18 protein-coding genes are annotated in these 21,331 nt (G+C 42.1%); 10 read left to right on the forward strand and 8 right to left on the reverse strand.

Annotated features, from left to right (window positions below; all coding sequences use genetic code 11):
• From NWP22_RS15960 to NWP22_RS15970, 3 genes are all read left to right on the forward strand, one after another.
• Nucleotides 1-1,244 (forward strand): ATP-binding protein (locus NWP22_RS15960; protein ID WP_280802098.1); only part of this gene is annotated, 1,244 nt, incomplete at its 5' end.
• A 41-nt stretch (nt 1,245-1,285) separates the two neighbouring features.
• On the forward strand, nt 1,286-2,089 hold the full coding sequence (locus NWP22_RS15965; protein ID WP_271730863.1) for a creatininase family protein: 804 nt from the start codon (nt 1,286-1,288) through the stop codon (nt 2,087-2,089).
• A 101-nt stretch (nt 2,090-2,190) separates the two neighbouring features.
• Nucleotides 2,191-2,694: a 2TM domain-containing protein gene (locus NWP22_RS15970; RefSeq protein ID WP_271730847.1), complete on the forward strand. Its 504-nt coding sequence runs from the start codon at nt 2,191-2,193 to the stop codon at nt 2,692-2,694.
• Between the two features lie 219 nt (nt 2,695-2,913).
• On the opposite strand, the gene NWP22_RS15975 is transcribed toward NWP22_RS15970, so the two are convergent.
• The 3 genes from NWP22_RS15975 to NWP22_RS15985 form a co-directional block, all read right to left on the reverse strand.
• On the reverse strand, nt 2,914-3,309 hold the full coding sequence (locus NWP22_RS15975) for a salt stress protein, Slr1339 family (RefSeq protein ID WP_271730849.1): 396 nt from the start codon (nt 3,307-3,309) through the stop codon (nt 2,914-2,916).
• A gap of 98 nt (nt 3,310-3,407) precedes the next feature.
• A complete protein-coding gene (locus NWP22_RS15980) occupies nt 3,408-4,013 on the reverse strand; it encodes a vWA domain-containing protein (protein WP_271730850.1) in 606 nt (201 codons plus the stop codon).
• Between the two features lie 102 nt (nt 4,014-4,115).
• Nucleotides 4,116-4,475 carry a Rieske (2Fe-2S) protein gene (locus NWP22_RS15985; protein WP_271730851.1) on the reverse strand — a complete coding sequence of 120 codons (360 nt, stop codon included), beginning with the start codon at nt 4,473-4,475 and terminating at the stop codon, nt 4,116-4,118.
• A gap of 138 nt (nt 4,476-4,613) precedes the next feature.
• On the opposite strand from NWP22_RS15985, the gene NWP22_RS15990 reads away from it, so the two are divergent.
• The 6 genes from NWP22_RS15990 (at nt 4,614) to NWP22_RS16015 (ending at nt 12,431) form a co-directional block, all read left to right on the forward strand.
• Nucleotides 4,614-5,657, forward strand: coding sequence for a J domain-containing protein (locus NWP22_RS15990; RefSeq protein ID WP_271730852.1), 1,044 nt, complete (start codon nt 4,614-4,616; stop codon nt 5,655-5,657).
• Nucleotides 5,658-5,857: 200 nt separating this feature from the next.
• Entirely contained in the window at nt 5,858-6,745 is an 888-nt protein-coding gene (locus NWP22_RS15995; protein ID WP_271730854.1) for an ATP adenylyltransferase family protein, read from the forward strand.
• 1,110 nt (nt 6,746-7,855) lie between these two features.
• On the forward strand, nt 7,856-9,085 hold the full coding sequence (locus tag NWP22_RS16000; protein WP_271730855.1) for a sedoheptulose 7-phosphate cyclase: 1,230 nt from the start codon (nt 7,856-7,858) through the stop codon (nt 9,083-9,085).
• Between the two features lie 4 nt (nt 9,086-9,089).
• Nucleotides 9,090-9,923, forward strand: a complete 834-nt coding sequence (locus tag NWP22_RS16005; protein WP_271730857.1) for an O-methyltransferase — start codon at nt 9,090-9,092, stop codon at nt 9,921-9,923.
• A gap of 101 nt (nt 9,924-10,024) precedes the next feature.
• Nucleotides 10,025-11,356: an ATP-grasp domain-containing protein gene (locus NWP22_RS16010; protein ID WP_271730859.1), complete on the forward strand. Its 1,332-nt coding sequence runs from the start codon at nt 10,025-10,027 to the stop codon at nt 11,354-11,356.
• 43 nt (nt 11,357-11,399) lie between these two features.
• A complete protein-coding gene (locus NWP22_RS16015; protein WP_271730860.1) occupies nt 11,400-12,431 on the forward strand; it encodes a D-alanine--D-alanine ligase family protein in 1,032 nt (343 codons plus the stop codon).
• 3 nt (nt 12,432-12,434) lie between these two features.
• Here the strand turns inward: NWP22_RS16015 and NWP22_RS16020 are convergent, their stop codons facing one another.
• Both NWP22_RS16020 and recN read right to left on the reverse strand, forming a co-directional pair.
• Nucleotides 12,435-12,956 carry a DUF3122 domain-containing protein gene (locus NWP22_RS16020; RefSeq protein ID WP_271730861.1) on the reverse strand — a complete coding sequence of 174 codons (522 nt, stop codon included), beginning with the start codon at nt 12,954-12,956 and terminating at the stop codon, nt 12,435-12,437.
• A gap of 108 nt (nt 12,957-13,064) precedes the next feature.
• Nucleotides 13,065-14,792 carry a DNA repair protein RecN gene (gene recN / locus NWP22_RS16025; RefSeq protein ID WP_271730862.1) on the reverse strand — a complete coding sequence of 576 codons (1,728 nt, stop codon included), beginning with the start codon at nt 14,790-14,792 and terminating at the stop codon, nt 13,065-13,067.
• 345 nt (nt 14,793-15,137) lie between these two features.
• Between recN and NWP22_RS16030 the strand changes: the two genes are divergently transcribed.
• Complete coding sequence (locus tag NWP22_RS16030) at nt 15,138-17,138, forward strand: ABC1 kinase family protein (RefSeq protein WP_280802099.1); 2,001 nt, start codon at nt 15,138-15,140, stop codon at nt 17,136-17,138.
• Between the two features lie 96 nt (nt 17,139-17,234).
• Here the strand turns inward: NWP22_RS16030 and NWP22_RS16035 are convergent, their stop codons facing one another.
• The 3 genes from NWP22_RS16035 to NWP22_RS16045 are packed head-to-tail and all read right to left on the reverse strand — an operon-like array spanning nt 17,235 to nt 20,918.
• A complete protein-coding gene (locus NWP22_RS16035) occupies nt 17,235-17,669 on the reverse strand; it encodes a hypothetical protein (protein ID WP_271734702.1) in 435 nt (144 codons plus the stop codon).
• Nucleotides 17,670-17,707: 38 nt separating this feature from the next.
• On the reverse strand, nt 17,708-17,845 hold the full coding sequence (locus tag NWP22_RS16040) for a hypothetical protein (RefSeq protein ID WP_271734704.1): 138 nt from the start codon (nt 17,843-17,845) through the stop codon (nt 17,708-17,710).
• A gap of 40 nt (nt 17,846-17,885) precedes the next feature.
• Nucleotides 17,886-20,918, reverse strand: coding sequence for a valine--tRNA ligase (locus tag NWP22_RS16045; RefSeq protein ID WP_271734706.1), 3,033 nt, complete (start codon nt 20,916-20,918; stop codon nt 17,886-17,888).
• Nucleotides 20,919-21,331 lie beyond the last annotated feature (413 nt).

Consider the following 21,331-nt stretch of genomic DNA (forward strand, 5'->3'; position numbering starts at 1 on the left):
ATGAATTACAACCCCCTAAATGGCCTGATGCTCCTGTAGGGCGACGGATTGGAGCAGCATTAGAATCATGGGCAAAGATTTCATCCCCTCCTTTAGTGGTGTTTATTGATGAAATCGATGCTTTAGCTAATGAAACCTTAATTGCTATATTACGACAAATTTGCGATGGTTATCCCAATCGTCCCCAAGGTTTCCCCCAATGTGTAGCCTTAATCGGGATGCGGGATGTACGTGATTATAAAGTAGCTTCTGGCGGTAGTGATAGGTTAAATACCTCTAGCCCATTTAATATCAAGGTGCGCTCTCTAACTTTGAGTAATTTCACCTTAGAAGAGGTAAAAAGTCTATACGCACAACATACCACAGCCACAGGGCAAATCTTTACCCCCGAAGCCATTAACCACGCCTACTATTTAACTCAAGGTCAACCTTGGTTAGTCAATGCTTTAGCTAAGGAAGTTACAGAGTATTTAGCAGAAGATGTAAATATCCCCATCACTGTAGATTTAATTAATCAAGCCAAAGATATACTAATTCAAAGGCAAGACACCCATTTAGATAGTCTCGCCGAGCGACTGCGAGAGGATAGGGTAAAAGCAATTATTCAACCCATGTTAGCCGGGGATGAGTTAGGCAACGTTCCTGATGATAATTTGCGCTATGTGTTAGATTTAGGTTTATGTAAACGGGATAGAGGTGGTGGACTGGAAATTGCTAATCCTATCTATAGAGAGGTATTTCCGACAACTTTAGCTAATGTCACAATTGCTTCTTTAACATTTGTTCAACCCCTGTGGTTAACACCCACTGGAAAACTGGATGTAACAGCACTGTTAAATTCATTCTTAGACTTTTGGCGACAACACGGGGAAGCATTATTTAAAAGTACCCCTTACCCAGAAATTGCTCCCCACTTAGTATTAATGGCATTTTTACACCGGGTTGTTAATGGTGGTGGTAGCCTAGAACGAGAATACGCCATAGGCTCTGGGAGGATGGATATATGTTTAAGGCATGGGGATGTAGTCTTAGGGATGGAATTAAAGGTATGGAAACAGGGTAAACCCACCCCATTACAGCAAGGATTGATACATTTAGATAAGTATTTATCAGGATTAAATCTAGATACAGGATGGTTAGTAATATTTGACCGTCGCCCTGATTTACCCCCCATTAGTGACCGAACCACCACGGAAATAGCCCGGAGTCCCCAGGGCAGAAATATCACAGTCATTCGCGGATAGGTTTGTCATCTATCCCTGTCAACCGTCAACCGTCAACTAATATGCACAGTTTTATTCCCCCTGAAAGGTTTTTTCCCTACCTAACTTGGACTGATATCCAAGCTATGCCAAATAAGGAAAATGTGGTTATTATTCAACCTGTGGGCGCTATTGAACAACATGGACCCCATTTACCTTTAATTGTTGATGCTGCTATTGGTGTGGGAGTGTTGGGGGAAGCTCTCAAAAAGCTAGATGCAAGTATTCCCGCTTATGCTTTACCTACCCTATATTATGGTAAATCCAATGAGCATTGGCATTTTCCCGGAACTATTACTTTAAGTACTCAAACCCTGACAGCAGTAATTATGGAAATGGGGGAAAGTATTTACCGCGCTGGGTTTAGAAAATTGGTGTTAATGAACTCACACGGTGGACAACCCCAAGTTATGCAAATGGTAGCCCGGGATTTACATATTCAATATGGTGATTTTTTGGTGTTTCCCTTATTTACTTGGCGTGTGCCTCATATTACCAAAGAATTATTAACACCCAAGGAAGCAGCCCAAGGTATGCACGCCGGAGATGCTGAAACTAGTATTATGCTGGCAATTCTACCAGAACAGGTAAGAATGGATCAAGCTGTTGCTGAGTATCCACCAGAACAAAGACAAAGCAGCTTACTGAGTTTAGAGGGCAAACTACCTGTTTCTTGGGCTACAAAGGATATAAGTAAAACTGGGGTAATTGGCGATGCTACAACCGCAACCAAGGACAAAGGCGATCGCATCCTGGAATCTGTCTCTAACGGTTGGGTACAAGCTATTAAGGATATTTACGCTTTTGTGCAACCACAACCCCGGTGATAATTTCCATAATATCTGTCTACACCCCATTGAGATTTGTTAGTCTAGATATAGTAAAAATAATGGCTAACAGTTACCTGTTTAGACTCAGAGATAATGTTATGACGGCATTTGAACCTCAACAGCTCCGTTCTTATAGCCAGGAAGATGTCCAGAAAATACTTCAGTTAGCGATCGCTCGTCAAGCTGATGACCAAAATAAGGAATTTTCCTATGAGCAACTGTTAGAAATTGCTCAAGAGTTAGATATATCACCAGACTCTCTCAATCTAGCAGAAGTTGACTGGCGATCGCAACGGAGCGAAATTGAACAAAGACAAGCCTTTAACGCCTACCGCATCGGAAAATTTAAGAAACGTCTGGGTAATTACGCAATTCTTAACAGTTTTTTGATGCTGTTAGATTTCGTCGGCGGTGGCGGTCTTACCTGGTCGTTATATTTCTTAATATTTTGCAGCTGCACATTAGGGCTAGATACTTGGAATACCTTTCAAACTAAGGGGGAAGAGTACGAAATGGCTTTTCAAAAGTGGTATCGTAAACATCAAATCAAACAAACCATCAATACAGTGGTGAGTAGGTGGTTTAAGGCCTTACAAATTTAGCTAAAAGCCAAGTTTACCAGAGATAAAACCCCTAGAAAACATCCAGAGGCTTAAACTAACAACAGGTTATTTCATAGCATTTCCCATGCTCGTGAGGTACAATTTTTTTTAGTTTGAGGGAACAGGGAACAGGGAATAGGGAACAGGGAACAGGGAATAGGGAATAGGGAATAGGGAATTGGTGTGTACTTCATGAGCCTGAAAAAGGCTATAAGTTGTTTATTCGTCGCTTTGTAAATATCCCATCGCCGCATCTAATTTAGAAGGATAACCTTCAGCAAACCTTTCAAACCAAAGACCTTCGGAAGAAAACGGATCTAATGTTTTCAACCATGTTTCTGCTTCCCCCCGTAAAGCTGCTAAACCTTGCGCCTTAATTTCAGCTTGGCGAATTTGTTCCTGTTCTATTGCTTGCTGTTTTTGCAACTCCTCAAGCGCATCTTGTTGAGCAAAATCAGTCCGCACCTGCGCCAAAAGACTATCCTCTAAAGATAAAGACTTTGGTGGTGGTGGAGTTGAGGATTTAGCTGTGTTTTTCTGTGGTTGTGGTCCTGGGGATTTACCCTGATGATATTCAGCTTTGAGTTCACCCAGGACTTTGTCAAGAGAATCCATGGTTTTAACTTAATCAGTACCCAATTAAAACTTGAAGAAGCCCAAACCACAAGGGAATCATCTGTGGTTAATTCAATCTTGAACACCGCCAAGCTCAACTAGTCAGTAATAGCATTGAGTAGAACTTCTGATAAACTCATATCTTCCATATCTTCCATGGTCACGGTGTCACAGATATCAAACTTCGCCCCAGCGCTTTGCAAATCATCATCTAAAACCTTGAGAAAGCGGGTAGCTTGTGGGTCTGTACCAACTTGAATCAAGGAAATACTTAATTCTTCATCGGTATCCATGCGGCGAGAAGCTTCGATAATCACCTTCATGACTGCTTTGCGGTCATCGGGTTCTCCATCGGTTACTACCAAGATGATTTCGCCATTGGGCTTAGTTTGACCTGCGCTCTTGCGGTGAAAGTAATTCTCAATTGCATCTTTTAACACAGATGCTAAGTCTGTGGAACCAGATGGGTCATTTTCTTGAAATATTTGTGTGACCTTGGACGCAGTGACATTCTCATAGCGCTTAAATCTACCAGAAAATAAATATACAGTGATCCCATCTGGGTCGAATTGCTCACACTTACTCGCTAAGGCTAGGGTGGATTCTTGTGCAGATTGCCATCTAGTTCTACCACCTTTCTGATCTGGGGTAGCCATGCTCCCGCTTTTGTCGATAATTAGTGTATAGTCCCTACTTTCTAGCATGATTTGATTCCCACTCATAACTATGCCATCTTTAGTATAGCAACTTGTATACAGGCAAGCGATCGCCCCTAGAGTGAGTTAACGCTTGCCATTTAGAGGCTATTATTCCTCTTGGATATCAACCCAAATACTACCTTCTTCCACACGCACAGGGAATACAGGTAGGGTTTTTTGTTGTGAAATCATGGAAAGGACTTTACCTACACCAGGTGGCCATGGACACCAATCTTTTACCTCTCCAGTACCTAAGTCAAAAGCACTGCGATGTATAGGACAAACAATCGCCCCGTCTGCGGTAATTTTGCCATTTTTCATCGGCATTTTTAAATGAGGACAGGTGTTATCTACAGCATAAAGCTGATTCTCATGGTTGACAAGTAAAATTTTACGTGCGCCAACTTTTACTACCTGTCTCCCATTGGGTTCCAGGGACTCAGCCGCAATAACTTTAGTCCAGCCCATTAGGTTCTCCTTTCTTAATGATCTGCTTTCAGTTTCGCGCAATTGTGACCACTGCGATCGCTGGAATTAACTGATTAAACTGAATATTGTGGGTGTACGATCTGATCAGATGTAAATTTCCTCAGACTGGCCTACTTTATGCCGAAAAAACGCACACCTTCATCCCAGTCAGCAACTACAACATCACTGGCGCTGTCATCTATCCATCTTCGCATGGAAAATTTAGACAAAGAACACAAGTGGTTATTAAAACAAATTAAGCGAAAACGGACGGAACTGCAAAACTTTTTGACACAAATGAGTTCCGTAGCCACGGATGTATTAAATCGCTATCATCCCCATTTCCAAGAACTGGTAGATATTGACCGAGAAATTCATACTCTGTTTGATGAAATCTTGAATAAAAGAAAGTTGGGTAAACAGAGCAAAAAAGATATTCAAGCAATTTACTATCAACTCCAATTTGCCAGAATTATCACTCCTGAGCCTAGTAATTATGCAGAATCTCAAGACACAGAGGAGGTAACAGATGATTTCTCACATCAGCAGAGAGAAGAACACAGTCAATACCAAGAACCCCAGGAGAGTCTAAACTTTTCTTCAGTAAACAAATCTGAAGCCGCCAGAAAAATTCGCCAGACATTTCTAAGTTTAGCAGAAATATTTCACCCAGACAAGGTAAAAGATAGGGAAACTCAAATACTGCATACTGAAATTATGAAAGAAATCAACAAAGCTTACCAAGAGGGTGACTTAGCCAGACTCTTGGAAATTGAACAGCAACATCAATCCGGAAAATATATTGATATGAATAATCAAGACGATTTAAATCGTCAATGTATGAGGATAGAACAGCAAAATCAAATCCTCAAAACTCAGTATCATAAATTGAAACAGGAACTTCGCCAAGTGAAAAATACCCCAGAAGGCGCAATGGTTACTGACTGTCGCAAAGCGGCGCGAGCAGGAATAGATGCTATTGCAAGTATGGCAGAACAACTAGAAGCTGAAATTAAAACTATTACTGCTATCCGCGATTTTGTGAGAGCCTTTAGAGAACAGAAAATCACTATCAGCGAATTCCTCGCTAGACCAGAGATTATGCGCACCTTCACCCAAGACACCATAGATGAGCACCTTGAAGAAATGTTTTTTGAGTTGGGTGAAATTATGTTTTTCTAAGAGGATGTTTTAAAAGTGTTTTAGCCTAACCTAACCCTCCCATTGACAGGGGAATGGGACTTGATTTTATTGCTTCGCTTTTTGGTAAGGGGGTATTAATGGGGGTAAAAATATGATAAAAATTCACTCTGGGAAAGTTATAGAACAACTTCTAGAAATCAGAATTAAAAGTTACACAAAATATAATTAGATATCTTATCATGTCCCAAGAAAAAATATTACTCAAACCTGACAGGTTGTGGAAAAGTATCAAGGATCAGACCCAATACGCCTTAGAATGTGGGGCGCTGCTGTCAATACCGACAGATTTTGAATTTGTCGAAGACAATGGCGTTAAATTTTTAGTCAGAATTTTATCTAATCTGCTCCGCAAGGATACAGACAAGGAGCAGCAAAAGAAAAAAACTAATCCCTTTCTTCCCTATGAGCAAGATTTATTCGTTGCCGATATTTCCCAGAGTCATGTTTGTATATTAAACAAGTTCAATGTTGTTGACTATCACCTGCTAATTATTACCCGTGCCTTTGAAGAACAGGAAAAATTACTCACCCTAGAGGATTTTACAGCTATGTGGGCTTGTCTAGCTGAGTTTGAGGGTTTGGCGTTTTACAATGGTGGTAAACTGGCTGGAGCTAGTCAGCCACATAAACACCTGCAAATGGTACCCTTACCACTCACGCTTTCAGGGCTGCAAATACCTATAGAACCCCTACTAACATCTGCAGCATTTGTAGATTCTGTAACTACTATACCAGGATTGCCTTTTGTTCACGCTTTGGGCAAACTAAACCCCAGGGATTCGCCATACACAGCCGCAATAACTACACTAGAGCTATATCATACCTTATTAAGTGCTGTGGGGTTAGAAGCCCTTGACGACAACAGACAATCTGGAGCTTACAATCTTTTAGCTACACGGGAATGGATGTTAATTATACCGCGATCGCGTGAGGATTTTCATGGTATATCTATCAACTCCTTGGGATTTGCGGGGGCGTTGCTGGTACGAAACCAGGAACAAATGCAGATAATTAAACAATACGGCCCAATGAATATCCTCAAGAATGTGGCTTTAGCCGTGCCCTGAGTCAGTATTTCAGTGGTTCAGCCCTAACTGTACCGTGCTCAAACTCCTATTTCTAGATGAATTTAGCAAAATTGGCGGTTTACTTATTTACTTATGTTATGATTCGTATTAACATAGCTTTATGCTTTGTGCTGCACTTCTCATTTCCTCACCAGTATTTGGCGAATTAAGTTACCCGGAGTAACTCAGAATGAGAATGCTACTGGCGACAAACTTGATTCTTTTGAGCCTACAACTATTGCTGAAAAAGAGTAAAGTTTTGTTACAATGTTTTTAACTGTGTTGAAATTATGAATTTTGAGGAACAGAGGCTGGTATTAACTTAATTGAGGGAAACAGGAATTATCCTGAAATTCTCAATAGAGTCTAATCAGTAACTTTCATGTTTAGCTATTTTGTGCTTTGAGACTAATGCAAAACAACAGCAATTAGATGGTCAATAATGGTTGTGATCTCACATCTCATCGCAGAAATAGACAACATAAATAGACAACGATAGGAGTTTGACCAAGTTTAGCCTTGGGTAAGTTGCTAGAGTCAAAATACAGTGGGACTAGTTAACAATTAGAGAAAGTTTCTAGAAATCCACTGTCGTTCTCAGCTAAATAGAATGTGATGAGTTTAGCAATATAAGGTTTGATGTCATGCTAAGAAACAGCGAAATCGGGGTTAATCATGGTTCTAACCTCAAATTAAAGCTTGGAGATCAACATTACACATATTTTTCCAGGACTGGAATTTTAAGGAATCTCACCATCGGAAAGCCACTAAAATAAAAGATAGTGGAATGAATCTTTCCACTATTGAAGTCAAGAATCCCCAGATGCGAAGTGGATCTGTGATATTCACAAATCTGGGACATTTGACTAGTTTAAGTGTGCTCTCCCATGAGAGCTTAACCGAATTACATAATTTACTCCGATGAATGGTTTTGTCTAATCACATTACCAGTCAGTAAAAAAATTAAGCTTTTTTATGGAAAGCTCATTTTGTCTTGTTTTTGTTCTCAAAAGCGCAAAAGCATGATTTTTTGCTGGCGTTCATCCATCAGGGTAAATCGTAATTTTTGCCGAAATAGTGAATTTTTTAGTTGGAATCCAGTCAAGAAACATGAATAAAGTTCAAGCATCCTTTAAAGCTACAGAAAGTGTGTTTCACGTGGAAGGTTACGAAAAAATTGACTTTAGTCTTGTCTATGTGAATGGTGCATTTGATATCAAAAACAGAGAAATTGCTGACAGCTATGAGAAATTTGGCCGCTGTCTAACCGTGATTGATGCTAATGTCTATGAACTTTATGGTCAGCAAATCAACTCATATTTCCAGCACTATGAGATTAAACTGACAGTATTTCCCATCATCATTACTGAACCCGCTAAAACCTTAGAAACTTTTGAAAAAATTGTCGATGCTTTTTCCAACTTTGGCTTAGTTCGTAAGGAACCGGTTTTAGTCGTTGGTGGTGGTCTAGTTACTGATGTGGCGGGATTTGCTTGCGCTGCTTACCGTCGTAAGAGTAACTATATTCGGGTTCCTACCACCTTAATTGGTTTAATTGATGCAGGTGTAGCGATTAAGGTCGCAGTTAATCATCGCAAGTTGAAAAATCGCTTGGGAGCATATCATGCACCTTTGAAGGTAATTCTGGACTTCTCATTTTTGAAGACCTTGCCAATATCTCAAGTTCGCAATGGGATGGCAGAATTAGTTAAGATTGCTGTAGTTTCTAACTCGCAAGTGTTTGAACTACTATACGAATATGGCGAACAACTGCTTTCCACTCACTTTGGACACGTGAATGCTACAGCAGAACTTAAAGAGATTGCCCATAAGGTGAACTATGAGGCTATCAAGACTATGCTAGAGTTGGAAACTCCTAACTTGCATGAAATAGACCTTGATCGCGTCATTGCTTACGGACACACTTGGAGTCCTACCCTAGAATTAGCACCCCGCGTACCTCTCTATCATGGTCATGCGGTAAACATAGATATGGCTTTGTCTGCAACCATCGCGGCAAAACGGGGGTATATTTTTACAGCGGAGCGCGATCGCATCCTAGATTTGATGAGTCGTATAGGTTTATCTCTGGATCATCCTCTACTAAATAGCGATTTGCTCTGGTATGCTACCGAGTCTATCAGCTTAACACGAGATGGCAAACAACGCGCTGCTATGCCTCGTCCCATTGGTGAGTGCTTCTTTGTTAATGATCTCACCCGTGAAGAACTTGATGCGGCTTTAGTTGAACATAAAAAACTTTGTGCTCAATACCCCCGGAAGGGAGAAGGGGTTGATGCATACATTGAAACTCAAGAAGCCAAACTACTGGAGGTGTAAAGGGATGACCAGTATTGTAGGAAAACAAACAGCTAGACCAATAACCCCACATAGCATCTTAGTCCTCCAGCTAGAGAAAACCCTGAAATTAGCACAACAAAGCAATATTCCCCCAGAGATATTAGATTCCCTGCGCCAGTCCGTGCAATTAGCAGCAGGTTTAGACCCCTATTTGGATGATTACACCACCCCGGAATCTAGACCCTTAGCAGCATTGGCGCAAAAAACTAGTCAAGAAGATTGGGGTAAACGCTTTAGCGATCGCGAAACAGTGCGTCAATTAGAGCAGGAAATGCTCTCAGGACATCTAGAGGGACAGACATTGAAAATGTTTGTTCACATGACCAAAGCCAAGCGCATTCTAGAAGTAGGAATGTTCACCGGATATTCAGCTTTAGCTATGGCTGAAGCTTTACCAAGGGATGGAAAACTGATAGCTTGTGAAGTAGACTCCTATGTGGCAAAATTTGCTCAAGCTTGCTTTGGTGAATCTCCAGACGGCTATAAAATAGTTGTAGAAGTAGCACCAGCCCTAGAGACTCTACACAAATTAGCAGCCAGAAAAGAATCATTTGATTTGATTTTCATCGATGCTGACAAAAAGGAGTATGTAGAGTACTTCCACACTATCTTAGACCATCATTTACTAACCACCGATGGCTTAATATGCGTGGATAATACGTTGTTACAGGGACAAGTTTATTTACCACCAGAACAACGCACAGCCAATGGTCAAGCGATCGCACAGTTTAATTCTGTAGTCGCCGCCGATCCTCGTGTGGAGCAAGTTCTCTTACCCATCCGAGATGGTGTGACTCTGATTAGACGCATAGCGTAACCAAGCTTTCAGGGAGATGAACAGGATCAATGCTTCCTCATCTCCCCCTACCTTCCTATTCTTGATATTTAGTGATAGATCAAACCTGACAACCGGCTTTCATGGTAACAATACTGACTACATTCAAAACTCTTGGTACCCTCGTCTTATTACTAATAGCCTTACCCTTCAATGCTTTGATAGTATTAACATCTTTGCTGTGGAGCCTTGTGAAATCGCCATTCACCCAAAAAAAAGCTCAACAGCAGACTATCCTGGTAAGTGGAGCCAAGATGACCAAAGCATTGCAACTGGCTCGTTGTTTCCATGCAGACGGACACAGAGTTATTCTGATTGAAACTCACAAATACTGGTTATCTGGTCATAGATTCTCCCGTTCTGTCAGTGCTTTTTATACAGTTCCAGCACCTCAATCAGACCCAGACGGCTATATCCAGGCCTTAGTAGAAATCGTGAGAAAAGAGCAAGTTGACGTTTATGTACCTGTATGTAGCCCTGTAGCTAGTTACTACGACTCCTTGGCAAAGCCAATACTATCAGAATACTGCGAGGTTTTCCACTTTGATGCAGATATTACCAAGATGCTAGATGATAAATTTGCTTTTACCCAGCAGGCGCGAAAGCTTGGTTTATCCGTCCCCAAGTCCTTTAAAATCACCGATCCACAACAAGTTATCAATTTTGATTTTAGTCAAGAAACCCGCAAATATATTCTCAAAAATCTGGCTTACGACTCTGTTCGCCGCTTAAATTTAACCAAACTTCCCTGCGAAACCCCAGAGGAGACAGCGGCCTTTGTCAACAGTTTACCCATCAGTTCCGAAAACCCTTGGATTATGCAAGAGTTTATTCCTGGTAAGGAGTTATGTACACATAGCACAGTGCGGGACGGGGAATTAAGACTACATTGTTGCTCCCACTCTTCTGCATTTCAAATCAACTATGAAAACGTCGAAAATCCCCAAATTCGTGAATGGGTGCAACACTTCGTTAAAAGTTTAGCACTGACTGGGCAAGTTTCCTTTGACTTTATCCAAGCTGAAGATGGGACAGTTTACGCCATTGAATGCAATCCCCGTACCCATTCGGCGATCACAATGTTCTACAATCATCCTGGTGTTGCACAAGCCTATCTTGGTAAGACTCCCCTACCTACAGTTTTGGAACCCCTAGCAACTAGCAAGCCCACTTACTGGATATATCACGAAATCTGGCGACTAACTGGTATCCGTTCCTGGAAACAATTGCAAACATCTGTGAATACCCTCCTCAAGGGTACTGATGCTATTTTCTGCTTTGATGACCCTGTACCATTTTTGACTCTACATCATTGGCAGATTACCTTGCTCTTGCTGAAAAATCTACAACAGCTTAAAGGTTGGGTAAAAATAGATTTCAATATTGGCAAGTTGGTAGAGTTAGGTGGCGATTAAAAGATAAATTTTTCCTTGGCTGCTATTTATAGGAAAGTCTATTATGTCTGTACTTCGTATTCTGCATTTGGTGGGGTCTGCATACAATGAGTTTTATAGTCATTTATCACGCCTTTATGCTCAAGACTGTTTGACAGCAACGGCAGATTCATCACGCTATGATTTTCAGATTGCATACGTTACACCTGATGGCCAGTGGCGTTTTCCTCCCTCTCTTAGTCCAGAGGATATCGCTATCACTAAACCGATGTCTCTAGGGGATGCTGTTAAATTTATTACATCGCAAAACATTGACCTGGCGTTACCACAAATGTTTTGTATTCCGGGAATGACTTACTACCGCGCCCTATTCGACCTGCTGAATATTCCTTATATTGGCAATACTGCCGATATTATGGCAATAGGTAGCCACAAAGCCAGAACTAAAGCAATTGTCGCTGCAGCAGGAGTGAAAGTACCTCGAGGAGAATTACTCCGCCCAGGAGATATACCCACAATTACACCACCAGTAGTCATCAAACCCGTTAGTTCTGACAATTCTTTAGGAGTGGCTTTAGTCAAGGAGGCTACTGATTATCAGGCTGCTTTGCAGACAGCATTTCAATATGCAGATGAGGTGATTGTAGAAACATTCATCCCACTCGGTCGAGAAGTTAGATGTGGTATCCTTGTTAAGGACGGAGAGTTATTGGGTTTACCCCTAGAAGAGTATAAGTTAGACCCCCACGACAAACCTATCCGCAAATATGCTGATAAACTCAAGGAAACCGATGATGGTAACTTGGATTTTAGCGCTAAAGATCACACCAAGTCTTGGATTGTGGACTGTAATGACCCTATGACCCCACGGGTGCAGGAAGTAGCTAAACTCTGTCATCAGGCCTTGGGTTGTCGCCACTATAGTTTATTTGATTTCCGCATCGATCCAGATGGACAACCTTGGTTTTTAGAGGCTGGTTTATATTGTTCTTTTTCTCCGAGAAGTGTGATTTCCTCCATGGCCAAAACAGCGGGAATTCCTCTCAATGAATTATTCATGACGGTTATTCATGAAACTTTGCGTAGTAATCAATGAAATTTACTCAATTTCTGTTACTAGCCATTGCCATTCAGTAACTACATTCTCAGGTATATTGATCAGCAATGGCTTGACATTTTTAGTCGGCACATATAGTTTAAGTGCATCGGTGGTTCCTAGTTGGGGGAGAATTTTAGTTAATTCATATTCACCCACATTGGGAGCAGGTGCAGTTAAGCTATAGGCATCTGATGCACTCAATAGTTTTCCTGATGTTGTCTCAATTACTAATGGTTGCGGGTGAGCAATTTCTACAATCCCCGGAAAACCCACTAGGCGTAATCTTAAATCTTTGATTGTACTTTTGTCATCTTGTTTGAACAATAGCACCTGCCAAGTATAGCCTTTTTCATCTTTGATAGATACTTGGGAGTGATAGCGCAAAACACCAGGGGAATCATGATGTTGTCGCAGTAATGCCTCTGCTGATTGCACACCCCATGCACTAAAAGTCAAGGTGACCAGGATTACTATAGCCCAAGTCCAGAAGTATTGCCAGACTTTTTGCTTGAGGTCATACATACGGTCAAGGGAATTCTCATGAGTAGAAACACAAAACCCGAACTACCCTAACTATAGCGTCAGTTGAGATAGGAAGTCCTCATTTTAGATTTATGTCGGAGTGTCAAATTAAATTATTTCTTGTCCTCGATGATGAGCCGCTTGTAATAATAAAGACTCCGCAAAAGCGATCGCATCTGTGGCGGACTTACCACCAGCTAACTGCGCCAGTTCTTCCCGGCGATTGGTCATATTCTCTAAACTAGTGACTCTTACCACCGTCCTAATTTCAGTATTATTACTTAGGCAAATAGTTTTTTTATCTACACGAAAATGTCTGTCAGCCATCGCCGCCACTAGGGGCTGATGGGTAACACATAAAACTTGGTTATTTTGACTTAGCTGGTGTAATTTTTCTGCGATCGCTTGGGCGACCCTCCCAGAAACCCCCACATCAATTTCATCAAATATCATAGTTTCCGCCGCATCCCCTCGGGAAAAACAAGCTTTCAGCGCCAGTAAAAAGCGACTCATTTCCCCCCCGGAAGCGATCGCTATTAAAGGTTGCAGGGGTTCCCCAGGGTTAGGACTAAACATAAAGGTAATTTTGTCCGCACCAGTGGCTGTGGGGGAAATAGGCACGATCTCCACTTGAAACTTTACCTTTTCCATAGCTAAAGGCTTGAGTTCACACAGTAATTCAGATTCTAAATCCGCAGCGGTTTGCCGACGCAATTTAGTTAACTGTTCACAGACTTGGGTTAGATGGGCAAAACAGGCCATTTCCTGCTGTTCTAGACTTTCAATCGACTGTTCACCGTCATTGAGTTCTGCCAACTCGTCTAGTATGCGTTGGTAGTGGGCGATCGCCTCTGTGAGGGTAGGGCCATACTTACGACAAATTTGCTTTAATTCTTGAATGCGCTCTTCTACTTCTTGCAATCTTTGGGGGTCGGCTTCTAAACTACTGCCGTAAGTATTAATTTGCCTTCCCACTTCCATGATCATAGTTTGAGCATCCCTGACCAGATCTAACAAAGGTTGTAATTGGCCATCGTACTCCACCATATCAGTTAATGTCGCCTCGCTGTCTGCTAATAAATCCGTTACAGAAGGTGTCTCATTATCGTTTTGATACAAGGATTGATACACCTTGTAACTCATCTGTTGCAGTTCCACTACATGATTGAGACGTTCCCGTTCTTGCTGGAGTTGTTCCCATTCCAGAGGATCTTGGAGGTTAGCAGTTCTCAATTCTTGGATTTGATACCTGAGCAAATCGAGTTGCTGTAGACGTTCCCTTTCTGATGTCCGGCGTTTTTCCAAGACCAGATAAGCTCTTTGATAAGCACTAAAGGCTGTGGCAATGATTTGACGCTGTTGCATCAGTAAGTCACCACCATACACATCTAACCATTCTCGGACTTGGGCCGGCTGTCCTACCTGTAAAGTTTGACCTTGGGCGGTGATTTCCACCAGGCGATCGCGCAGCCCTCCCATGATCTGGCGATTCACTAACACCCCATTTACCCGCGATCTACTACGGATATTACTACTACTGCCAGTAATTTCTCGGCTAACTATTACACAGTTATCTTCAATTAAATCGATTTCCTGTGCTATCAACCAAGTGGTTAAGGAAGGTGATAGGGTGAAAGTAGCTTCTACCAGTGAACGATTCGTTCCCGTGCGAATAACTCGACTAGAGATTTTACCCCCCAAAGCCGCATCAATGGCATCCAAGATAATGGATTTTCCCGCACCGGTTTCACCTGTTAGTACATTGAGACCAGGGCCAAATTCCAGCTCTAGTTGATCAATCAGGGCAAAATTTTCGATTCGCAGCCAAAGCAACATCAAGCCAAATTCTCCAAGAGGACAGATGCGGGTACTTTTAACTTACAGAACACTAAGCAGGTTATTTTTCTTACTTCTTGGTGCATTGTGGGCATATTGTTATGATACAACGCTTTTCTCTGGAAAGTCTATAATTGTTCCCCCTATAAGTATCAGTTGAGGATAGGGAATATCGAGATATTATTGAACTAGTAAGCCATTTTACTAGTTATTAGTAGTTTGGAGTGGATAACCCGCCCTGATAACTTGGGGAAAAACTCTAATTTATCCCTGTTTGAGGGATGATTCTTTGTAAACTTATTGTTACAATACTTTACATGCTTAATCCTCTCGGTGGCTTCCTTCATGATTGTTAAGACACTTTCCCCGACTTCGCGCAAAACCGAGGACGAACCACAAGTTACTCCAGTAGTAACAGAAAATGGCATATCAACCTTAGTTGTTGATTCACCAAAATCTATGATTAACCAAAAGTCCGATACTGAGGCTATACCTTACGATCCCCAAGAGATTAGGGAACATTATCGCCAGCGCCCCCTAAAAGTTGTGCGGCGTATTTTCGCAGTCTTAGGGCCGACCCTTTCCTTTCTATTTGGGTTGTGGTGGGACAACCGCCGGGGAATAGTGGTGAAAAAAGACCCCCGTCGAGCTGTTCAACTGCGAGAACTACTCACGAAATTGGGGCCGGCTTACATTAAAATCGGACAGGCTTTATCTACTAGACCAGATTTGGTTCCCCCCGCATATCTAGAAGAATTAACTAGGTTACAAGACCAATTACCGCCGTTTCCTAACGCCATCGCTTACCAATTTATTGAAGAAGAATTAGGCGCACCACCAGAGGAAATTTACGCCCAACTCTCCGAACAGCCCATTGCGGCGGCTTCTCTGGGGCAAGTTTATAAAGGTAAATTGAAAACTGGTGAAGAAGTCGCTATTAAAGTCCAACGCCCTGATTTAAGAGAAGCAATTACTATTGACTTGTTTATTTTGCGCCAACTCGCCGCTTGGGTAAAAAATAAAGTTAAACGAATACGCAGTGACTTAGTTGGTATCCTCGATGAATTAGGCGATCGCATCTTTGAAGAGATGGATTATATTCATGAGGGAGAAAATGCCGAACGCTTTTTCGAGTTATATGGTCACATAAAAGATATTTACATCCCGAAAATTTACTGGGAATACACCAATCGTCGCGTCCTGACCATGGAGTGGATAAGCGGCACAAAATTAACCCAAACTGCCGAAATCAACGCCCAAGGTATAGATGCTCGTTATCTGATTGAAGTGGGTGTCCAATGTTCCCTGCGCCAGCTACTCGAACACGGATTTTTCCATGCTGACCCCCACCCAGGTAATTTATTAGCCACACCAGAGGGGAAATTGGCTTATCTCGACTTTGGCATGATGAGTCAGGTACAACCGCCCCAGCGTTATGGTTTAATTGAAGCGATCGTTCACGTCGTTAACCGTGACTTTGAAGGTTTAGCCAACGATTACGTTAAACTAGATTTTTTATCACCAGACACCGACTTAACACCCATAATTCCCGCCTTTGCAAGAGTCTTTGCTGATGCTCAAGGAGCCAGCGTTGCTGACTTGAACATTAAAAGCATCACTGATGAACTCTCAGCTTTGATGTATGAATATCCTTTCCGCGTACCTCCTTACTACGCTTTAATTATTCGCTCCCTGGTAACCCTCGAAGGTATCGCTATATATATAGATCCCAACTTCAAAGTTCTCAGCGAAGCCTATCCTTATGTTGCGAAACGTCTGTTAACCGACGAAGCACCACAATTAAGAACATCACTGCAAAACTTACTATTTAAAGATGAAAAATTCCGTTGGAATCGGTTAGAAAACTTGTTACGTAATGCGAAGAAAAATCAGGATTACGACTTCAATCTAGTTTTAAACCAGGGAGTCGAGTTTCTTTCTTCTGAACGGGGTGCATTCATTCGCAACAAAATAGTAGATGAATTTCTCAATGGAGTTAATGCTGTAGGTAAAAATGTTCTGCACAACTTCACTTATATCCTGCGAGAAAGAGTAGGTTTAACAGCAGTTCACGAAATCCCAAGGGCCACAGTTGAGCAACAACAAACCTTAGACCATATTAAACGCATTTTAAATATTCTTCGGGAAAACCGTGATTTTGATCCGGTGGAATTAGCTCCCCAACTGGCCCAACTGTTAGTAAATCCAGGTGTACAGCGGTTGGGTCAACAAATTACTAATCGCCTGGCGCAAAAAGCCATAGCGCGTTTAATTCGCGAGTTATTAGCATCCGAAGAACTCGATAGTACTAAAGCTCTTCCCTTAGCTAAAACCGCAAGAGTTTAACTCAATATCTGAGAAGTTAACACTCCCCTCTTCTTACCAAGGAGAGGGGTTCGGGATCAGGTGATTTTTTCCCACATAAACTTAGATTTGAATTGTTTAACCAGAGTCTCCATGGTGACGATTTCTGTCACGTCGAAGACGTTCTTCTAAGGCTTGAATCTGTTCGCGACGTGCTTCTAGTTCTAGAGTACGACGAGCTAATTCTTGATTTTGTAAAGTTAGAGATTGTCGCCAGTTTTCGGCAAGTTCTACTTCTTCTTCTAACTGTTTTGGTGTCATACCAATGCTGAGGTAGGTTTGCACTAAATTTATTACCCAGTCCCTAGCATCTTCTAAACTTTCAATATCACCTTCAGGGGAAAGCTGCACTAAAACCAGCAAGTTATCACTCATCTTAGTTTCTTTACCCACAGAAATCACACTCTCTTCAGGGATAATTACCCACAGGTTTGGACTTTCTTGACGTGCTAACAAGCGTAAGTGATAGTTATCTGAAAATTTCTTTTTATGTACTTGGGCTAGATATAGCATGGCTTTATTTTCAGCCGTGGGGAAAAGTAAAATATGATTTACAGCACTTTTAAAATCAATAAAGTAAACACATTAATATCATAAATCTTCTGGGGTGGGCAATGGCTTACGCAAGCGGTAGCTATCGGTGTCCGCCCTTGTGTACCTAACTCAGATAAAATGCGCTGTAAGTTCATAGGTAATGGTTAATTTGTATTTAACCATTACCCATTAGACCTATGTTAAACTACGCAAGCGATCGCGCAAAATTTCAGCTTGTTTCTCAGCTTCTGCTAAAGAATCTCTGGCTCCCTGTACCACTTCTGCTGGCGCTTTATCCACAAACTTCGGATTACTTAACCTCCCACTCAAAGACTTAGCCTCAGCTTCGGCTTTGTTGAGGCTTTTTTCCAGTTTAGCCCGCAGAGTAGCAATATCTACAACATCCCCACTCAAAGGAATTACCACTTGTACAGTACCCACAACACCAGCAATGGCATTTTCTGGTGCTGGTGGCTGTTGTAATTCTGTTTGTAAGATTTCCTTGGGATGGCGCGGCGCAGAAAACACAGCGAAAAGCTTTTGTCTGTCCTCAGCTAGGAGGAGATTTTGTACAACAAACCAAGATGCATAACCCAAACCAACTATTTCAAAAAATCTCCCCATTAAGGGAATTTCATAAATTGCCTTCCCCGTCGCTAAACCTATCCTAGTAAAGACAAGCAGTACAATAATTAAAGCAATTGTCTTTAAACCCCTCAGAGGTTTTTTCTCCACCATTTCTGGGACGGGTTCATCTCCGGGAGAAGCTTCCCCCACACCAGCAATAGTTAAATTCTCCACCTTAGCCAAATCTTGAATATACGCCCGTCCATCTGTGAGGATTTGCTGTTCCTGGGGATTATCAGTTTGCAAGTTGGTCGTAATTTTCGCCCCTGGCTTAATATCCGCCTCAGCGCGTAAATTCCGAATCGTACGGATTGTACCAATGAGCAATTCAAACTGTGCTTCCAAATCGGGATTAATCAGGTGATTATCGCTTTGCGGATAGGCTTGTAAAGATAAACTTTCTAAAGAATCCCCTGGTTGTTGGGTGAGAGTTTGCCAAATCTCCTCAGTAATGTGAGGCATTAAGGGATGCAGTAATTTTAAAATCCCTTCCAGCACATAGGCAAGAATTTGTTGTGCTACCTTGCGGGATGCGGGATCGGCATCTTTTTGTAACCGGGATTTGACTAATTCAATATACCAGTCACAAAAATCACCCCATATAAACTCATACAGACCTTTGGCCGCTTCCCCTAAACCGTAGTTATCAATGTAATTACTAGTTTGTTTGATAACTTGATGATAACGGGAAAGAATCCACTTATCACTTAATTCTGTAGCCAGTGGTTGACCTAACTGTTGCGGCGTTTGTCCATCCAAATTCATCATCACAAACCGGGCCGCATTCCATAACTTATTAGCAAAGTTGCGCGCCGCTTCCACCGATGACGACTCATCCTTTTTGCGGTCATATTCCAGGCGGATATTTTGACCCGCCCCCGCCACTTCTTTAACTAAGGTATAGCGCAGCGCGTCAGTACCATACTTGTCAATTAATAATAGTGGGTCAATCCCATTACCTTTAGTTTTCGACATTTTCTGACCGTTTTCATCCAGAACTAACCCGTGAATGTAAACATCATTAAATGGCATTTTCCCAGTAAAGTGTCCGGCCATCATCGTCATTCTGGCCACCCAGAAAAAGATAATATCAAAACCAGTCACCAAAGCAGTGTTAGGGTAATAAGTCCTTAAATCCTGCGTTTGTTCTGGCCAACCCAAAGTTGAAAATGGCCAAAGCCCAGAAGAAAACCAAGTATCTAACACATCTGGGTCTTGTTCTAACTTGACATTTTCGCCAAATTGTGTTTTAGCTTTTTCCCAAGCCTCAGCGGCTGATTTTGCCACCACAAAGGGGGTATTATCGGTAATTTGGCCGCCGGTTTCACTCACCGCATACCAAGCCGGAATTTGATGACCCCACCATAATTGACGAGAGATACACCAATCCTTTAACTTAACCAGCCAATCACGATAAACCTTACTCCAGCGTTGGGGGACAAACTCCGGCGAATTTTGCCCGTCCAGAAATTCTAAAGCTTGATCAGCCATGGGGCGAATTTTCACAAACCACTGAGTAGATAATAGTGGTTCTACCGGGACTTTACCGCGATCGCTATAAGGAACAGTATGCTTATAATTCTCCACCTTCACCAGCACACCCTCTGACTCCAAGCGAGAAACCACATTCTTCCTAGCCACAAAGCGGTCTTGTCCCTGGAACTCCCCAGCCTGAGCATTAAGAGTTCCATCCTTATTCATAATATTGATCAACGGCAGATTGTGACGCTTACCCATTTCAAAGTCATTCGGGTCATGGGCTGGAGTCACCTTAACACAACCAGTTCCGAAAGTGGGATCAACAAACTCATCACCAATAATGGGAATTTCCCGATTCATAATTGGTAGAGTCAGGGTCTTACCAATCAAATGAGAGTACCTTTCATCATTGGGGTTAACAGCCACAGCAGTATCACCCAGCATAGTTTCCGGTCTAGTGGTCGCCACCTCCACAAACCCAGAATTATCACTCAGGGGATAGCGGAAATGCCAAAGATTCCCATCAACTTCTTGATTATCCACTTCTACATCAGACACCGCCGACCCAGAAGCAGGACACCAATTCACTAAATATTCTCCACGATAAATTAATCCTGACTCATAGAGACTTACAAAGGCTTCCAGAACAGCTTTTGATAAACCTTCATCTAAAGTAAACCGTTCCCGTGTCCAATCAACCGACACACCCAAACGTTTTAACTGATTAACAATTGTACCCTCAGAGTCCGCCTTCCATTGCCAAGCGCGTTCTAAGAATTCCTCGCGCCCCAGTTCGTAGCGAGTTTTACCCTCTTTCTTCAGTTGTTTTTCTAACATCGTGTGAACGGCGATGCTGGCGTGGTCAGTTCCCGGTACCCATAGGGTGTTACGCCCTTTCATGCGGTGATAGCGCACCAGAGTATCAATTAAGGCACTTTCAAAAGCATGACCCATGTGTAAACTCCCCGTGACATTAGGAGGGGGAATCACAATACAGTAAGGTTCACCGCCTTGATTGGGGTCAGCTTTGTAAACTTGGTTTTCTTCCCAAAATTTTTGCCACCTGGCTTCGGTGGTAAATGGGTCATAGAGACTAGGGAGGTTGCTAATATTTGCGGTCATGCGGGGACAAGTAATTCTGGAAGGACTCTTATAAATTTTGCCATAGCCTGGAAGAAGGATTCATGGACAGGAAAAGCATCAGGCGGAGATGACAGACAAACAGGAGATTTGAGAAGGTTAACCAAGAAAGTTAATGGGTGCTTCCCAGTTGAATCGAGGGTTAGTATTAGTTAATCGTTCATTAACTAATACTAACAAATAATCACATTTACTCAAAACCTGTCATCTTTTCGCTTGGTGACAAAATGCTACTAGGATTCAAAACCCAACTCAAAGTTATAGCAACCGCCAAGGTAATTAGGACATTCACTATTCCCTATCCCCTATCCCCTATTCCCTATTCCCTACTCACTATTCCCTACTCACTATTCCCTGTTCCCTGTTCCCTGTTCCCTGTTCCCTTAAAACCATAA

Source organism: Anabaenopsis tanganyikae CS-531, from assembly GCF_029891675.1.
GTDB lineage: Bacteria > Cyanobacteriota > Cyanobacteriia > Cyanobacteriales > Nostocaceae > Anabaenopsis > Anabaenopsis arnoldii.

Excerpts from the sequence above, each read along its gene's own strand:
- NWP22_RS15965 (WP_271730863.1), top strand. The coding sequence starts at position 1,286 with ATGCACAGTTTTATTCCCCCTGAAAGGTTTTTTCCCTACCTAACTTGG.
- NWP22_RS15970 (WP_271730847.1), top strand. The coding sequence starts at position 2,191 with ATGACGGCATTTGAACCTCAACAGCTCCGTTCTTATAGCCAGGAAGAT.
- NWP22_RS15975 (WP_271730849.1), bottom strand. The coding sequence starts at position 3,309 with ATGGATTCTCTTGACAAAGTCCTGGGTGAACTCAAAGCTGAATATCAT.
- NWP22_RS15980 (WP_271730850.1), bottom strand. The coding sequence starts at position 4,013 with ATGCTAGAAAGTAGGGACTATACACTAATTATCGACAAAAGCGGGAGC.
- NWP22_RS15985 (WP_271730851.1), bottom strand. The coding sequence starts at position 4,475 with ATGGGCTGGACTAAAGTTATTGCGGCTGAGTCCCTGGAACCCAATGGG.
- NWP22_RS15990 (WP_271730852.1), top strand. The coding sequence starts at position 4,614 with ATGCCGAAAAAACGCACACCTTCATCCCAGTCAGCAACTACAACATCA.
- NWP22_RS15995 (WP_271730854.1), top strand. The coding sequence starts at position 5,858 with ATGTCCCAAGAAAAAATATTACTCAAACCTGACAGGTTGTGGAAAAGT.
- NWP22_RS16000 (WP_271730855.1), top strand. The coding sequence starts at position 7,856 with ATGAATAAAGTTCAAGCATCCTTTAAAGCTACAGAAAGTGTGTTTCAC.
- NWP22_RS16005 (WP_271730857.1), top strand. The coding sequence starts at position 9,090 with ATGACCAGTATTGTAGGAAAACAAACAGCTAGACCAATAACCCCACAT.
- NWP22_RS16010 (WP_271730859.1), top strand. The coding sequence starts at position 10,025 with ATGGTAACAATACTGACTACATTCAAAACTCTTGGTACCCTCGTCTTA.
- NWP22_RS16015 (WP_271730860.1), top strand. The coding sequence starts at position 11,400 with ATGTCTGTACTTCGTATTCTGCATTTGGTGGGGTCTGCATACAATGAG.
- NWP22_RS16020 (WP_271730861.1), bottom strand. The coding sequence starts at position 12,956 with ATGTATGACCTCAAGCAAAAAGTCTGGCAATACTTCTGGACTTGGGCT.
- recN (WP_271730862.1), bottom strand. The coding sequence starts at position 14,792 with ATGTTGCTTTGGCTGCGAATCGAAAATTTTGCCCTGATTGATCAACTA.
- NWP22_RS16030 (WP_280802099.1), top strand. The coding sequence starts at position 15,138 with ATGATTGTTAAGACACTTTCCCCGACTTCGCGCAAAACCGAGGACGAA.
- NWP22_RS16035 (WP_271734702.1), bottom strand. The coding sequence starts at position 17,669 with ATGCTATATCTAGCCCAAGTACATAAAAAGAAATTTTCAGATAACTAT.
- NWP22_RS16040 (WP_271734704.1), bottom strand. The coding sequence starts at position 17,845 with ATGAACTTACAGCGCATTTTATCTGAGTTAGGTACACAAGGGCGGACA.
- NWP22_RS16045 (WP_271734706.1), bottom strand. The coding sequence starts at position 20,918 with ATGACCGCAAATATTAGCAACCTCCCTAGTCTCTATGACCCATTTACC.